At 51.4% G+C, this 16090-nt stretch carries 13 protein-coding genes; 9 read left to right on the forward strand and 4 right to left on the reverse strand.

What is annotated here, in order from left to right; all coding sequences use genetic code 11:
• Window positions 1-55: 55 nt before the first annotated feature.
• Both H8L32_RS00345 and recJ read left to right on the forward strand, forming a co-directional pair.
• Window positions 56-1057 (forward strand): hypothetical protein, encoded by a 1002-nt coding sequence (locus H8L32_RS00345; RefSeq protein WP_186945187.1) that lies wholly within the window; start codon window positions 56-58, stop codon window positions 1055-1057.
• Window positions 1054-2742: a single-stranded-DNA-specific exonuclease RecJ gene (recJ, locus tag H8L32_RS00350; RefSeq protein WP_186945188.1), complete on the forward strand. Its 1689-nt coding sequence runs from the start codon at window positions 1054-1056 to the stop codon at window positions 2740-2742. Before H8L32_RS00345 ends, recJ begins: the two co-directional genes overlap by 4 nt.
• Window positions 2743-2773: 31 nt before the next feature.
• Here the strand turns inward: recJ and H8L32_RS00355 are convergent, their stop codons facing one another.
• Window positions 2774-3505 carry an alpha/beta family hydrolase gene (locus tag H8L32_RS00355; RefSeq protein ID WP_186945189.1) on the reverse strand — a complete coding sequence of 244 codons (732 nt, stop codon included), beginning with the start codon at window positions 3503-3505 and terminating at the stop codon, window positions 2774-2776.
• Between the two features lie 289 nt (window positions 3506-3794).
• Here H8L32_RS00355 and H8L32_RS00360 point away from each other — a divergent pair, with 289 nt between their 5' ends.
• The 6 genes from H8L32_RS00360 (at window position 3795) to H8L32_RS00385 (ending at window position 11963) form a co-directional block, all read left to right on the forward strand.
• Window positions 3795-5402, forward strand: a complete 1608-nt coding sequence (locus tag H8L32_RS00360; protein ID WP_186945190.1) for an ABC transporter substrate-binding protein — start codon at window positions 3795-3797, stop codon at window positions 5400-5402.
• Window positions 5403-5598: 196 nt separating this feature from the next.
• A complete protein-coding gene (locus tag H8L32_RS00365; protein WP_186945191.1) occupies window positions 5599-6603 on the forward strand; it encodes an ABC transporter permease subunit in 1005 nt (334 codons plus the stop codon).
• 44 nt (window positions 6604-6647) lie between these two features.
• Window positions 6648-7595, forward strand: coding sequence for an ABC transporter permease subunit (locus H8L32_RS00370; RefSeq protein WP_186945192.1), 948 nt, complete (start codon window positions 6648-6650; stop codon window positions 7593-7595).
• A gap of 13 nt (window positions 7596-7608) precedes the next feature.
• Window positions 7609-8625 (forward strand): oligopeptide/dipeptide ABC transporter ATP-binding protein, encoded by a 1017-nt coding sequence (locus H8L32_RS00375; RefSeq protein ID WP_186945193.1) that lies wholly within the window; start codon window positions 7609-7611, stop codon window positions 8623-8625.
• On the forward strand, window positions 8625-9614 hold the full coding sequence (locus H8L32_RS00380) for a peptide ABC transporter ATP-binding protein (protein ID WP_408058779.1): 990 nt from the start codon (window positions 8625-8627) through the stop codon (window positions 9612-9614). Before H8L32_RS00375 ends, H8L32_RS00380 begins: the two co-directional genes overlap by 1 nt.
• A gap of 318 nt (window positions 9615-9932) precedes the next feature.
• Window positions 9933-11963 (forward strand): M13 family metallopeptidase, encoded by a 2031-nt coding sequence (locus tag H8L32_RS00385; protein WP_186945701.1) that lies wholly within the window; start codon window positions 9933-9935, stop codon window positions 11961-11963.
• 119 nt (window positions 11964-12082) lie between these two features.
• Here H8L32_RS00385 and H8L32_RS00390 read toward each other — a convergent pair whose 3' ends face one another.
• Both H8L32_RS00390 and H8L32_RS00395 read right to left on the reverse strand, forming a co-directional pair.
• Window positions 12083-14074 carry an ATP-dependent DNA helicase gene (locus H8L32_RS00390; RefSeq protein ID WP_408058801.1) on the reverse strand — a complete coding sequence of 664 codons (1992 nt, stop codon included), beginning with the start codon at window positions 14072-14074 and terminating at the stop codon, window positions 12083-12085.
• A 44-nt stretch (window positions 14075-14118) separates the two neighbouring features.
• Entirely contained in the window at window positions 14119-14319 is a 201-nt protein-coding gene (locus H8L32_RS00395) for a YdcH family protein (protein WP_186945196.1), read from the reverse strand.
• An 84-nt stretch (window positions 14320-14403) separates the two neighbouring features.
• Between H8L32_RS00395 and H8L32_RS00400 the strand changes: the two genes are divergently transcribed.
• Entirely contained in the window at window positions 14404-15204 is an 801-nt protein-coding gene (locus H8L32_RS00400) for a PP2C family protein-serine/threonine phosphatase (RefSeq protein ID WP_186945197.1), read from the forward strand.
• Window positions 15205-15325: 121 nt separating this feature from the next.
• Here the strand turns inward: H8L32_RS00400 and H8L32_RS00405 are convergent, their stop codons facing one another.
• Window positions 15326-15973 carry a glutathione S-transferase gene (locus tag H8L32_RS00405; protein WP_186945198.1) on the reverse strand — a complete coding sequence of 216 codons (648 nt, stop codon included), beginning with the start codon at window positions 15971-15973 and terminating at the stop codon, window positions 15326-15328.
• Window positions 15974-16090 lie beyond the last annotated feature (117 nt).

Here is a 16090-nt window from a genome sequence, read left to right on the forward strand (position 1 = left end):
TCATTAAATACGGCAGCCAGCAGTTTGCCACACGTTTGCCATACAATACAGAGATATGAGCCATTTAGAATTGATTATCCCCTTCGGCATCCCACCTGCTGGCCTTGCAAAAGACCTGTTAAAGGAAATGCACACGCCTGCGCTGGCAGCCCTGATCGCCTCTGGCGGTCGCCCCCAAACACAGACAATAGACGCATTTTCCCATGCGCTTGCCCATGAATACTGGCTGGCGGATCAGTTTCCGCCAGAAAACAATGCCAATAGCCCGGCGATCAGTTGGGACACCATGCAGGCCTGCGGTCTGACAGTCGATGCAGGTTATTGGTTCACCCTGCAGCCAGTACATATCCATATTGCCAGAGATCACCTGGTACTGACCGATCAGCGCCGACTGGAGCTTCCTGACGATCAGGCACGCATTCTGTTTGACATTGCCCGCAGCAGTTGCGAAGAAGTCGGCCTTACGCTGTTATATGGCGATGCCAAAACCTGGTTCTTGCGAGCGGATGACTGGTCAGCGCTGCGCACGGCCACCATGGATGCTGCCTGCGGTCACAATATTGATATCTGGATGCCCAAGGGCGAACATGAGCGTGCCTGGCGCAAGTTGCAAAATGAAATCCAGATGCTGTGGTTTGGGCACGCCATCAATGAAGCACGCGAAATGCAGGGTGAAAAAGTGATCAATTCCGTGTGGATATCATGCGGAGCTGACCACATTCACCCAACCGCAAAACAAGTGATGACCGCATCGAATTTTACCAACTGGCAGGAAACACATTCCGGCGCTGAGGCAAAACACACCCTACTGTTGCCAGATCTGGCAGAAGCCGCCATCAACAACGACTGGGGCCTATGGCTGGAAAAGATAGATGCAATGGAAAAAAACTGGTTTTCTCCAGTCATGTCTGCCTTGAAAACCAGGAAAATCACTCGTCTTGATCTAATGTTTACGGATGCCCGCAGCGTGGCAAATTTCAGTCTGACACCCTGGTCCTTGCGCAAATTCTGGGTCAAACCTTCTTTACACCATTTGTTTTCCATCGCCAAACCATGACACGTATTACCACTCGCCCCTGCCCTTTCCGCGAATCTGAAATGTTGCGCCAGAATGGACTGCATCCGGTTCTGGCACGTTTGTACGCTTCACGCGGCGCGACCGGCGACAAGGACTTGAGTACCGAGCTCAATGCCATGCTGGCACCTGCAGGGCTCTTGCATATAGCACATGCCGCCACATTTCTGGCAGACGCCATCGCCCAAGAAAAAAAACTGGTGATCGTCGCTGATTATGATTGCGACGGTGCCACCGCCTGTGCCGTGGGCTTGCGTGGTTTGCGCATGCTGGGTGCGCAAGTTGACTACATCGTGCCGAACCGTTTTGAGTATGGCTATGGCCTGACACCGGAAATCGTTGCGCTCACCATTAAAGAAAAATCACCGGACATCATTGTCACCGTCGACAATGGCATTGCCAGCGTGGATGGTGTCGCTGCCGCCAATGCGCAGGGTATCGCGGTAGTCGTCACCGACCATCATTTGCCGGGTGACAGCCTGCCAGATGCTGCCGTCATCGTGAACCCCAATCAACCCGAATGCGGTTTCCCCAGTAAAAACCTGGCAGGTGTTGGCGTCATGTTTTACGTATTGCTGGCTTTACGTGTCGAATTGCGGCAACGTGGGGTGTTTGATCAGCAAAACCAGCCCAAGCTCGATACCTTGCTGGATCTGGTTGCACTGGGTACGGTGGCTGACGTCGTCAGGCTGGATGCGAATAACCGTATTCTGGTCGCCCAAGGCTTGAAACGCATGCGTGCGGGCCGTATGTGCGCCGGCATCGCCGCCCTGTTTCGTGTCGCCGGGCGCGAGCCACATAATGCCAGCCCGTTTGACCTGGGTTTTGCCCTTGGTCCACGCCTGAATGCCGCTGGCCGTCTGGCTGACATGGCATTGGGTATAGAGTGCCTGACAACCGATGACGAAGGCCGCGCCTGGCAAATTGCGCAGGAACTAAATGCCATCAATGCAGACCGCAAAGACATAGAGCGCGAAATGCAGGATGTCGCCCTGCTGCATCTGGACGATTTCCAGCCGCAGGACAGCAATACCATTACGGTGTTTGACGAAAGCTGGCACCAGGGTGTCATCGGTATTGTCGCTTCCCGTCTCAAAGACAAGTTTTATCGCCCCACCATCACCTTTGCACCGGGTGGTGATGGCCTTATCAAAGGTTCTGGCCGGTCTATTCCAGGTTTTCATCTGCGCGATGCGCTGGATCTGGTGTCCAAACATGCTCCCAGTCTGATACAGAAATTTGGCGGACATGCCATGGCAGCCGGCCTGACCTTGCGTGCAGAAGATTTCCCGGCCTTCCAGCAGGCATTTGAAGCCGTGGGTAAAAACTGGTTGCAGGCACACCAGCTGGAACGCGTGGTCGAAACCGATGGTCCGCTGGAAGATGCCTACTTCACGACGGATTTCATACGCCTGCTCGACACCCAGGTATGGGGTCAGGGTTTTCCACCACCGATTTTTTGTGATGACTTCCGCCTCGTATCGCAACGGGTTTTAAAGGAACGTCATTTGAAACTGGTGCTGGAAAAGAACAAGCAAAGATACGATGCCATCTGGTTCGGACATACCGATACCCTGCCTGAAAATGTGCATGTCGCTTTCCGCCTGGATGCGAATGAATACAATGGCGTTACCAGGGTGCAGTTAATGGTTGAGCATATCGATTGAAGTGAGGGATGTCCCCTTTTTAGTCCTCACTTTAATCCAGTAAAAACTTCTCCATCTGCGTGCTCAGCGTATCCATGGTGAGCTGAAAAGCCAGTTCAGACGAAACAGTATCCTCTGACGGTATTTCAAAGCTGTGATTGCCTGGCAAGACAGTCACGGTAGCCGGCTTCGCAAATCTTGCGGCGTAACGGTGCAGCAGAGGTAACTCGCAATAAGGGTCCTGATCAGCAGCCATCATGGTGACTGGCCTGGACTCTTGCTCCACGTCGGGATAATTTTGCCTGACCGTATCAAGCTCCTCATTCTGATTCGCCGTACCAGCCTTGCATAAGGGTGTTATCAGGATGCAACGCTGCAAGCTTTTATCAGCCTGAAACACCTGCCACGCAACAACGGAACCAAATGATTTACCAGCCACCGACAATTGATGCGAATTGACGCGGACATCGCTTCTGGCTGCGGCGACCACAGCCTGCATACTGGCAAATTCTGCCGACAGATCAGCAGAAGGATGGCCACTCTCCGCATCCACGGTATAAAAAATCCAGTTGAAACGATATACGGCAATACCCCGCATCACCAGATGCCCGGCAGTTTGTAAAATGGCGGGGCGATCCATGTCATAGCGCAAGCCCGGTGCCAGAATCAGGGCTGGGAACGGCCCTGCCCCATCAGGAAAATCGGCACGCAACTCCAGTACCTGCGCATCACTTATTCGCAAATGTAATATCGAAGTTGATTTTGTTTCTAACGATAAATTCATGTCGGTATCGAACGCGGATTATCAGGATTCATCATTGGCTGCAATCAATAAAGTGGAACTTAGCTTAACTGATTCAAATACGCAACAGTGGCAAAACTTCTTGATTGCAAAATCCATCGATTACTAACAACACTTGTTTGACTGTTTTATTTTCAAAATTTTCTTCAGCCATGTAACAAAGTAATACAAAACTTATCGAATTGCTGCACAATAGAAAAGTCTGCACAAGTCGTCGTGGCACAATCGACTTGTCATTTTTACTGGTACTTGTTCACTTTGGAGAGTCTGGATGAAAAAAGGTAAATGGTTGTTGAAGGCTGGCGCACTGGCGATTCTGGGTGCGTATGCAGGTGCTGCAATGGCAGCAAAAACACTGGTTTTTTGCTCTGAAGGAAGTCCGGAAGGCTTCAATCCACAGTTTTTCACCACAGGTACAACAGCAGACGCCGGTTCTGTACCCATGTATAACCGCCTCGTGGAGATGGAAACAGGCACCACCAATATCACCCCTGCCCTGGCCGAGTCATGGGAAATCTCTCCTGACGGCATGACCTATACCTTCAAGCTGCGCAAGGGTGTGAAGTTCCACAGCAATGCCAAGTTCAAGCCCAGCCGTACTCTGAACGCGGACGACATTTTGTTCAGCTTCTATCGCATGGCTGATGAAAACCATCCCTTCCATAAAAATACCCCAGGCCAGACCTATGCGTATTTCCAGGATTTGGGTATCAACAAAATCGTCGACAAACTGGAAAAAGTCGATGACATGACCGTGCGTTTCAAACTGAAACGTCAGGAAGCGCCTTTCCTGGCAACTCTGACCATGGATTTCATGTCCGTGCATTCGGCTGAATATGCAGAAAAAATGAAAGCCGCCGGTACACCAGAACTGATCGACAAGGAAATTATCGGCACTGGTGCCTTCCAGTTTGTGTCTTACCAAAAAGACGCCATCATCCGCTACAAGGCACATGATGGTTACTGGGATGGTCGTCCGAAAATTGATAATCTCGTGTATGCCATTACGCCTGATGCGTCCGTGCGCTACGCCAAGCTGAAAGCCGGTGAATGCCATGTGATGGCACTGCCGAAACCGGCCGACGTTGAGCTCATGAAAAGTGACCCGAACATCAAGCTGCTGAGCCAGCAAGGCCTGAACATTGGCTATGTCGGCTTTAACGTCGAGAAAAAGCCTTTCGACAATAAACTGGTGCGTCAGGCCCTGAACCTGGCCGTCGACAAAGCGTCTATCCTGAAGTCGGTCTATGCTGGTTCTGGTCAGCCGGCCAAGAACATTATCCCGCCTACCATGTGGTCCTACAATGACAAGGTCAAGGACTTCCCGTATGACCCGGCCAAAGCCAAGGAGCTGCTGGCCAAGGCAGGTTATCCCAATGGCGTGGAGATAGAACTCTGGTATCTGCCGGTGTCACGTCCTTACAATCCGGATGGCAAGCGCATGGCTGAGCTGATACAGGCCGATTGGGCCAAGATCGGCGTAAAAACCAAGCTGACCACCTATGAATGGACAGAATACAAAAAACGCAGCAAAACCGGTGAACAGCATTCGATGATGTTCGGCTGGTCGGGCGACAATGGCGATCCGGACAATTTCTTTGAACCAATTCTGGGCTGCGAAGCAGTCAAGGGTGGCGGCAATATCCCACGTTGGTGCAATAAGGATTATGAAGACCTGATACAAAAGGCAAAACTGACACCAAAACAGAGTGAAAGAGCCAAACTGTATGAAAAAGCACAAGAAATTGTGCATGAAGAAGCGCCTTTGCTGCTATTGGCACATTCTTTGCGTTACACACCGGTGCGCAAGGACGTGATTGGCTTCAAAATGGATTCTACCGCCCATCATTACTTCAAAAAAGTAGACCTGGCAAAATAAGAAATACTCCGGCGTGGTGTCAGTTTGCGATTTGCATGCAGACTGGCACCACGATTTTTTATCGGACTTACGCAAAACTGCCTCAACTTTACAGGGACAATTTTGCGCAAGTCTGATTTATGTTTATGCTGAAAACCGGTATCCATGCATGGTTTGATGTACCGAACTCACTGATCTGTTTTAAAAAGGTTTTTCGATGCTGGGTTTTATCTTGCGGCGCCTGGGTGTAGTCATACCCACCTTCATAGGCATCACGTTATTGGTTTTTTCACTGATACACCTGATACCCGGCAATGTGGTGGAAGCCATGACTGGCGAACGCGGCATGGATGCCGAACGCTATGCAAAACTGATGCACCTGTATGGCCTGGACCAGCCTTTGTATCAGCAATATTTCTCTTATCTCGGCAAAGTCCTGCAAGGTGACCTGGGGCACTCCATCATCACCCAGGAACTGGTCAGCAAAGAATTTTTCACTCTGTTTCCGGCCACACTTGAATTGTCATTGTGCGCCATTATTTTTGCCATTGTGCTTGGTTTGCCGGCTGGCATACTGGCGGCGCTGAAGCGTAATACCTTTCTCGATTATTCTGTCATGGGTGCCTCGCTCACAGGCTATTCCATGCCCATCTTTTGGTGGGCACTACTGCTGATTTTGCTGTTTTCCGTCACATTGGGCTGGACGCCGGTATCTGGGCGCATCGACATTCTGTTCGACCTGCCGCCGGTCACGGGACTGATGCTGGTTGACAGCCTGCTGTCAGGCGAAGAAGGTGCATTCAAATCTGCAGTCATGCATCTGATTTTACCTGCCGTTGCCCTCGGCACCATCCCGCTGGCCGTCATTGCCCGCATGACCCGTTCTGCCATGCTCGAAGTCTTGCGTGAAGACTATGTACGCACAGCCAGGGCAAAAGGCATGTCATGGATGCGCGTGGTCTGGGTGCATGCGCTGCGTAACGCCCTGATACCGGTGATTACCGTCATCGGCATGCAGGTCGGTACCCTGCTGGCTGGCGCAATACTGACGGAAACCATATTTTCCTGGCCAGGCATAGGCAAATGGCTGATTGAAGCCATACAAAGACGGGATTACCCAACGGTACAAGGCGGCATTTTATTGGTGGCCACCATCGTCATTGCAGTCAACCTGATTGTCGATGTGTTGTATGGCGTCATCAATCCGCGCATACGTCATTGATACATGATTTTTCATTCTGACTTTACAGACTTGAGCACAGATTTATGAGCAATACTAGCTTACCCGGCAATACTGGTAATAGCAGCGTGGTCAATAAGGTGCCTCTTGCACCACCGCACCCGCTGCTTGAATTCTGGCAGTATTTCAAACAGAACCGTGGTGCGGTCATCGGCCTAGTGCTGGTTGGCGTGCTGACACTATGCGCCCTGTTCGCCGAATGGATAGCCCCCCATTCACCGATTGAGCAATATCGTGATGCGACCCTGGCACCACCTGCCTGGACTGCCGCTGGCAGCAGCAAATTCTTGCTGGGTACCGACCCGGTCGGTCGCGATATTTTGTCGCGTCTGATACATGGTTCCCGGCTGTCGCTGATCATTGGTCTGGTATCGGTCACGTTATCCATGGGTGTTGGTGTGACCCTGGGTTTGATTGCCGGTTTTTCACGCAGCTGGACTGGCAGGTTTTCGCGCATGCTGGAAACCATTATCGTGCGCCTCATGGATATCTTGCAGGCACTGCCCAGCCTGTTGCTGGCGATTGCTGTGGTCGCCATACTTGGTCCTGGTCTGATGAATGCCATGTATGCGATTGCCATTGTCCTCATGCCGTCCTATGCCAGGCTGACCAGGGCAGCCGTCAGTGGCGAACTGAACAAGGATTATGTGAATGCTTCGCGCATCGCCGGCGCCGGCAATTTGCGACTGATGTTCAACTGCGTGCTGCCCAATTGCGCCGCCCCCATCATCGTCCAAGCGACACTGGGATTTTCCACCGCCATCCTTGATGCTGCTGCGCTGGGCTTTCTTGGGCTGGGCGCACAGCCACCTACGCCGGAATGGGGCTCCATGCTGGCCAGTGCCATGGAATTTATCCAGAGTGCATGGTGGGTTGTTACCTTTCCTGGCCTGGCTATCCTGATTTCTGTGCTGGCCTTTAACCTCATGGGTGATGGCTTGCGCGATGCGCTCGACCCCAAGTTAAAACGCTGAACAAAGATTCAACATGAAACCATTATTGGATATCAAAAATTTACGCGTTGAATTTGGCTCGGAAAGCCAGCCATTCAAAGCCGTTGACGGTCTTGATCTGCGCATAGAGCAAGGCGAAGTGGTCGGCATCGTGGGCGAATCGGGCTCAGGCAAAAGCGTGACCTCGCTGGCATTGATGGGTCTCATCGATTTCCCTGGTCGTGTGCGTGCTGAACAAATGGATTTTGATGGCCGCAATCTGCTCAGCATGAAAGACAAGGAAAGACGGCAATTGCTGGGCAAGGATATTGCCATGATCTTTCAGGACCCCATGACCAGTCTTAATCCCTGCTATACCGTGGCATTCCAGTTGATGGAAACCCTGCGCCTGCACCAGGGGGGCAAGGAAAAAGACTTGCGCGCCAAAGCACTGGCCTTGCTGAAACAAGTGGATATTCCTGACCCTGAGCGCCGTATGCATGCTTATCCGCACCAGTTATCCGGCGGGATGAGCCAGCGCGTCATGGTCGCCATCGCCATCGCCTGCAACCCGCGTCTGCTGATTGCCGATGAACCAACGACGGCACTGGATGTGACCGTACAGGCGCAAATGCTGGAGTTGTTACTGCAATTGCAAAGTGAACGCGGCATGGCATTGATGCTGATCACCCACGATCTGGCGGTAGTAGCACAGACAGCAAAACGGGTAGTCGTCATGTATGCCGGCCAGGTACTCGAAACCGGCACGGTGCCAGACATTTTTGATACCCCCAGGCATCCCTATACCCAGGCCTTGCTGGCCGCCCTGCCCGAACACAATCTGGGTAAGGCGCGTTTGCAGACCATACCCGGCGTTGTGCCCGGCCTGTATGACAGACCCAGCGGCTGCCTGCTGGCACCACGCTGCAGCTATGTCACGGAACTATGCCACAGTACCCGGCCACAACTGCAAGGCGAGGCAAATGCGCAGGTGCGCTGCCATTACCCGCTTGATGCACAAGGTATTCCGGGTAACGGCTGGCAAGCCATTCACATTCATCAGGCAGCATGATGCAAAACACGTCTACTCAGGCTCCGGTATTACTGGAAGCAAAAAATCTGGCCAAACATTATCCTGTGTCACAGGGTTTTCTGCGTCCCAAGGCGCTGGCCAAGGCCCTTGATGGTGTCTCTTTTCAACTAACAGCGGGCAAAACCCTGGCTGTGGTGGGTGAATCCGGCTGTGGCAAATCCACCCTGGCACGCCAGATCACCATGATAGAAGCCCCGTCAGGCGGGGAACTGTGGATGGCAGGAAAAAACATTGCCCATGCCGACAAGGCGACACTGAAGCAGGTCCGGCCACTGGTGCAAATGGTATTTCAAAACCCGTATGCCAGTCTGAATCCACGTAAAAAAGTGGGAGCCATGCTGGAAGAGCCACTGATCATCAACACCAGTTTATCGTCTGTTCAACGCGAAGAAAAAGCACGGGCAATGATGAACCGTGTAGGCTTGCGGCCAGAACACTACAGCCGTTATCCGCATATGTTTTCGGGCGGACAAAGACAGCGTATCGCGATTGCCCGTGCCCTCATGCTTGACCCGGAAGTCATCGTTGCCGATGAACCTGTCTCCGCGCTCGACGTATCAATACAGGCTCAGGTCCTGAATTTATTGATGGATTTGCAGCAGCAAAATGGCGTCGCCTACCTGTTCATTTCGCATAATCTGTCTGTCGTAGAACATATTGCCGATGACGTGCTGGTCATGTATCTGGGCAAGACGGTTGAACATGGCAACAAACAAAGTATTTTCAAGCAACCACTGCATCCCTACACCAGAGCATTGCTGGCCTCTACCCCGCGCATAGATCCGGCACAGCGCCAGGCCAAGATGATGCTGCCTGGCGAACTGCCATCACCTCTGGCACCGCCGCCAGGCTGCGCTTTTAACAATCGCTGCCCACACGCCAATGATCGCTGCCGGCAAGAGATTCCCGTGTTACGTCCATTTGCAGATCGCTTGCTTGCGTGTCACCGCGCCGAAGAAATTAACTAAATTAGGAATTACGCAAAACCGCCCCAGCTGCGTTGCAGCTCCTGGCCGTACTAAAGTACTGTCTTCGTCGCTGACGCCTTGCTGGGGCAATTTTGCGTAATTCCTATAAACAATATTTTATTTTTCGATTATTCCCAAAACTTTTACTAAATCTGTCGAACTTCGTTAAACTCACGCAGTCTTATGACGGCTATAGCAAGCTGTTGCGGGCAGTGATTACTTGAAACCAGCCGCAAAAAGTTTGTCGTATTTTTATAAAACACTTCACTCCCAGGAGACCCCCAAGTGAAAGCTCAAGTACTTAGCGCTATCGCGCTGATGATTGCCGGTACCGTCGGCAGCAATATCGCCTTTGCAGCAGAACCAGCCAAAGCAGCATCCGCATCAACCGTCCTGTTATCCGGCATAGAAGCTGGCCATAGTGACAGCTCCGTGCGTGCACAGGATGATTTCTTCCGTCACGTCAATGGTAGCTGGTTGAAAAAAACAGAAATCCCTGCTGACAAAGCCTCTGCCGGTGCATTTATCGATTTGCGCGAAGCAACTATTCCGCACCTGCATGCGATTATTGAAGGCCTGTCCAAGACAAAGAATAAAACCGGCACTGATGCGCAAAAAATCGCTGATCTGTACGCCAGCTTCATGGATACCGCACACATTGATGCGATGGGCCTGAAGCCACTGCAAGGCGAATTTGCCAAAGTGGATGGCATGACGGACAAAAAACAGATTTCAACGCTGATGGCCTGGTTGAACCGCACCAGCATTGGTGCGCCGTATGACTTTCAGATCCACCAGGACAACAAGGATTCCACCAAATATGTATTGGATGTAAGTCAGTCCGGCCTGGGCTTGCCTGACCGTGATTATTACCTCAAGGATGACGACGCCAAACTGAAGGATTTCCGCGCCAAATATGTCAAGCATATCGAAAAAATGCTGACCCTGGCCGGTGACAAGGAAGCCGCAAAACATGCAACCGACATCCTGGCACTGGAAACCGAACTGGCCAAAGTTCAATGGACCAAGGTTGAATTGCGTGACCCGGTCAAAGCCTACAATAAAGTTGAAATCAGCAAACTCGATACCCTGACCCCCGGCTACGACTGGAACACCTACCTCAGCGAACTGGGCGTCAAAGGCAAGATCGATTACATCATCGTCAGCCAGCCCAGCTACCTGACAGGCTTCAACAAAGTGTTGCAGGAAACATCGCTGGATAGCTGGAAAACCTATTTCAAATGGCATATCCTGCGCTCAGCTGCTGGCCAGTTGTCGAAAGATTTCGCTGATGAAAACTTTGCATTCAATTCCACAACACTGCGTGGCGTGCCAGAACAGGAAGCCCGCTGGAAACGCGGCGTTCGCCTGGCCGATTCCGGCATGGGTGAAAGCCTGGGCAAAATGTATGTTGCCAGACACTTCCCGGCTGCCAGTAAAGCCAAGATGGAAAAACTGGTCAGCAATTTGCTGGTCGCCTACAAGCAAAGCATAGATACCCTGGACTGGATGAGTCCTGCGACAAAAAAAGAAGCGCAGGCAAAACTGGCGACTTTCATGCCGAAGATTGGCTATCCAAACAAATGGCGTGATTACTCTGGGTTGACCGTCACCAAGGGTGATGCAGTCGGCAATCTGCGCAATATCCGCAGCTTTGCAGCGCAATTTGAACTGAACAAACTGGGCAAACCAGTAGACCGTGACGAATGGGGCATGACGCCACAAACCGTGAACGCGTATTACAACCCGGAAATGAATGAAATCGTGTTCCCTGCGGCTATTTTGCAACCACCTTTCTTCAATGCCAAAGCAGATGACGCGGTCAACTATGGCGCCATTGGTGCTGTCATTGGTCATGAAATCAGCCATGGCTTTGATGATCAGGGTGCACAATATGACGGTTTGGGTAATCTGCGTGACTGGTGGACCAAGGAAGACCACGAAAAATTTGCGGCAAAAACTGCCATCCTGGTCAAACAGTACAGCGCTTTCAGTCCGATTCCCGGCTACAACGTCAATGGCGAGCTGACTCTGGGTGAAAACATTGCTGATAATTCCGGCCTGGCAATCGCTTACAAGGCATACAAACTGTCACTCGGCGGCAAACCGGCACCAGTGATAGGTGGTCTGACTGGTGATCAACGTTTCTTTATGGGTTTTGCCCAGGTCTGGCGCACCAAAATGCGTGAAGCATCCATGATTGTGCAGTTGAAGACTGATCCACATTCCCCCGGAGAAATCCGTGCGAATGGCACATTGCGCAATATGCCTGGCTTCTACGATGCCTATAAACTCAAGGAAGGTGACAAGATGTTCCTGACGCCAGCCGAGCGTGTCAGCATCTGGTAAACAGATAGCATCACGATTTGCCATCAGCATCTGATGGCAATGAAAAAGGCAGCACTGGAAACAGTGCTGCCTTTTTACATATTGAGCCAGCTATCTAAAACTGTCTGAAGCTATCTAATTTAGGCTGGCGTCTTTATTTTCTGGAAAAATGCCAGTACATCCGATAACTCCCGGGTACGCGCAAATGATGGCAAACTTTGCCAGACCCGCTTGCCATAGGGCTTGGAGATAAGTCGCGGATCGCAGATCATCAGTACGCCTCGGTCGCCCTCGTCGCGGATCAGGCGACCGGCACCCTGCTTGAGGTTGATGATGGCTTCCGGTAACTGGTGATGCACGAAACCATTCAGACCCTTTTTTTCCATCGCAGCAATACGGGCAGACAGTACGGGATCATCCGGCGGTGAAAATGGCAGCTTGTCGATGATCACCAGCGACAGCGCTTCACCACGCACATCCACGCCCTCCCAAAAACTCTGGCTACCGATCAGCACACCGTTGCCGGCAGCACGGAATCTGTCCAGCAATTCTGTCCTGCCGGCATCGCCATGCACAAACAGGGGGAAATTCAGGCCACGTTTCTGGAATTCTTCGCGTAGGCGTTCCGCGCTGTGCTTTACTGCTTTCAAGGTCGTGCACAGCAGGAAGGTACGGCCACCGGCGGCTTCAATCACTGGCAATGCCGCATCAATCACCGCATCCATGTATTCAAAAGAATTCGGCTGAGGCATGCCGTTAGGGACGTACAGATAGCCCTGTTCCTGATAATTGAATGGACTGGGCCAGGTACGTGCCGGCTCATCCCACAAGCCCATTTGCGATACATAGTGAGTGAAATCATTCTTCACTGCCATGGTGGCGGAAGTGAAAATCCAGGCACGCGGCACACCTTCGCGCTGTTTGTTGAAGATGGGGGCAATCGACAAGGGTGTACGGTGCAATTGCAGCGAAGTGGAAAAAGCTTCCACCCACAGGACATAATCACCGGATTTGCCATCGTCTGCGGCATTCCATTTTTCATATTGTTCTGCCAGCAAAATCGAACGGGCCCGGCATTGCTCCAGCGTCTCTGCCCTCTCCGCCTGCTTTTCCAACACCACGATCATGTCCTGCAGACAGGTTTTCAGGGTCTCCAGGGCTTCAAAAAACGGGCTGGACGGGGCAATCTGGTCAATCGAGTACCTGACCACATCCTGCGGAAATGCCAGCCTTAAATCACGTGCTGCGCGCTCTACCGGCGCCACCAGTTTCGCCCACTCGGCACCATCCCTGGCATGTGACAGACCCTCTGCCAGTACATCACGGCATAATTCCAGTACCTGTGAAGTAGAAACTGTTTCACCAAAAAACAGAGTAGCTGTCTCTGGCAACTGATGGGCTTCATCAAATATGACGGTGTTGGCAGATGGCAATAATTCGGCAATACCGGTATCCTTCAATGCCACGTCGGCAAAGAACAGATGATGGTTGACCACCACCACATCAGCCTGTTGCGCTTCCTTACGGGCTTTCATGACAAAGCAGTCCTGGTAATACTGGCATTCAGACCCCATGCAAGTATCTTTGGTCGACGTAACCAGGCTCCAGACCGATGCACTTTCCGGTACCCGGGCCAGTTCAGCCTTGTCACCGGTAGTTGTGGTTTTTATGAAACGGCTGATGTCACGCAGGTAGCCTACGTCCTCGCGCGAGCTCAGGCGGCCATTCTGTATGGTTCTTTCCAGATGGTAATGACAGAGGTAATTCGCCCTGCCCTTCAGCAAGGCTACCGATACCGGCGCCTTCAGCACTTTGCGTATGGTGGGAATATCGCGCAAATACAACTGATCCTGTAAGTTCTTGGTTCCCGTCGACACCACTACCTTGCCTCCCCATAGCAGAGCAGGAATCAGGTAGGCATAGGTTTTACCTGTGCCCGTACCGGCCTCGGCAATCAGGGTTTTTTGCCCGGCAATGGCATCAGCGATGGCTTTTGCCATCTCTGTCTGCGCCTGACGCGGGCGATAAGCGTTCACCGATGCGCTTAATGGGCCGGTCAAGCCAAAAATATGTTCTACTTCTGCATCGTGAATGCCGTTTGCATTCGGTGTGGCAAGTGATTCAGTCAAAATGAGGCAATCAGAAACTAACTATCAGGACAAGGAAAAGCGGATAATCATGCAGGGACATCTGGTGTCAGTTGCATCCTAAGCAGTGTAATATGGTCTTTCAATTGCAATTTACGCTTTTTGAGGCGACGCAGTTGCAATTCATCGTGACTCGGATCCTTGATCAGCGTCTCGATTACCACATCCAGGTCTCTATGTTCAACCTCCAGCTCGATAATGCGTTGTAGTGTTTGTTCCGGGTGGCTCATAGTCTTCTGGTTGCAGTAAAATAAAGTTTAATTAAGGAAAGACCATTTTCGGGTTTATCCCGTTAGTTTAATCTACCAAGACGTATGAGCCAATATAAGATCGAAGCTGGAACCGGACAACATATCGGTGACCGGCAGGAACAACAAGACCGCGCCGCGCTTTTTGCGGCTCCGCATGCACCCGGCTATGTCATGGCCGTGGTGGCAGACGGTATGGGGGGGAAAAGCGGTGGAGCACTTGCCGCTGAGCAAGTAGTACGTACAGCAAAACAACTCTTTGATGAATTTTACCCGGGAAATGATGTACGTAGTCTGTTAGAAAACATAGTCAACGAAGCACACACTGTCATTAAATTGTCGGGCGTATCATCAGAAAAGGAACCTCACAGCACGTTTGTTGCACTTGTAATAACACCAAAACAAGAAGCCATCTGGGCACATGCTGGCGATTCGCGCCTGTATCGCTTTACCGGCCCCAATTTTACCGAAAGAACCAAAGATCATTCCTACGTGGAAAAACTGGTGGATGAAGGCAAAATTGCCGCCGAAGAAGCCAAGAGCCACCGTTTATCAAATATCCTGATCAATGTCCTTGGTTCCAGTACGACGGCCCCTTACGTCACCTTTGGCGAATACAATGAACTGAAGGCGCATGATAGCTTCCTGCTGTGTTCCGATGGCCTGTGGCATTATTTCGATGATGCCGAGTTGTCTGCCGCCGTGGCAGCCAACAGCCCACGCCAGGCTTCCGAGTTCTTGATCAGAAAAGCCAGGGACAGGGCCAACAGCCGGGGCGACAATTGTACGTTTGCGATTATCAAACTGGTTGAACCGCCAACAGAAGTCAAATCCTATACCGTGCAAAAAATGCGTCGGGCAATCTGATCCTGCCAGCAGACCGCAGGGACTCTTAAAACACCGGGGCCAGCAAGATTTCATCTCTTGCTGGCCCCGGTGTTTTATTTGCGCGATTTATACTGCGTTAATTGTTAACTTACTTGCTAAATTACTTACCCTTGCTGGCCATCAATTCCTGATTCGCCTTGCGGTCTGCGTTCACTTTTTGCACGCTTGGCCTTTCAGACATCATCTTGACGTAATCCCGGGTCGGCAAATCCGCCAGAAAATCTCTGCCATAAATGATTTTGGTTGCCATGGACACCAGCGGGAAATGCACAACCGCAGCACAATCTGCCATAGTAAATTCTTTACCGCCAACAAAAGGATCAAATTTAGCCAGGCTGGCAAATGCCGGAATATTGCGCGTCAGTTGTTTTTCCACTTTGGCTTTGACTTCGTCTGTGACTTTGCCACCAAAAAAAGCTTCTGCATACAATTCACGTGTCGGCAATTCCAGATGCAATTCGATGAAGGTAATCAATTCACGCAACTTGGCAGTTGCAAAAGGGCTCGCCGGCAAAAGCGGATGTTCAGGGTAAAGATTCTCTATGTAATCAAGTATGACCTGGGATTCGCACAATGATCCCTCCGGCGTTTCAATATAGGGAACCTTGCCCAGCGGTGAATGCATCAAGAGTTCTGGTGAACGCCCGGTCCATACAAGCTTTTCTTCAAAAGGTGCCGATTTTTCCAGCAATGCCAGTTTGACCTTGTTGTAATAATTGCTGAGGGCGAAGCCGCAAAGTGTAATCATATGTCTCCGTTTTATATGTGGCGCCATCGCGGCCTACAGGTATGCAAGGTATATCTGGCACGCCTGTAGCCAGCCAAGGGCATCTTATTGTGGCCCGTGTAAATACCAGGCCATCCT

It is taken from the genome of Undibacterium hunanense, assembly GCF_014284335.1.
GTDB classification, from domain to species: domain Bacteria; phylum Pseudomonadota; class Gammaproteobacteria; order Burkholderiales; family Burkholderiaceae_D; genus Undibacterium; species Undibacterium hunanense.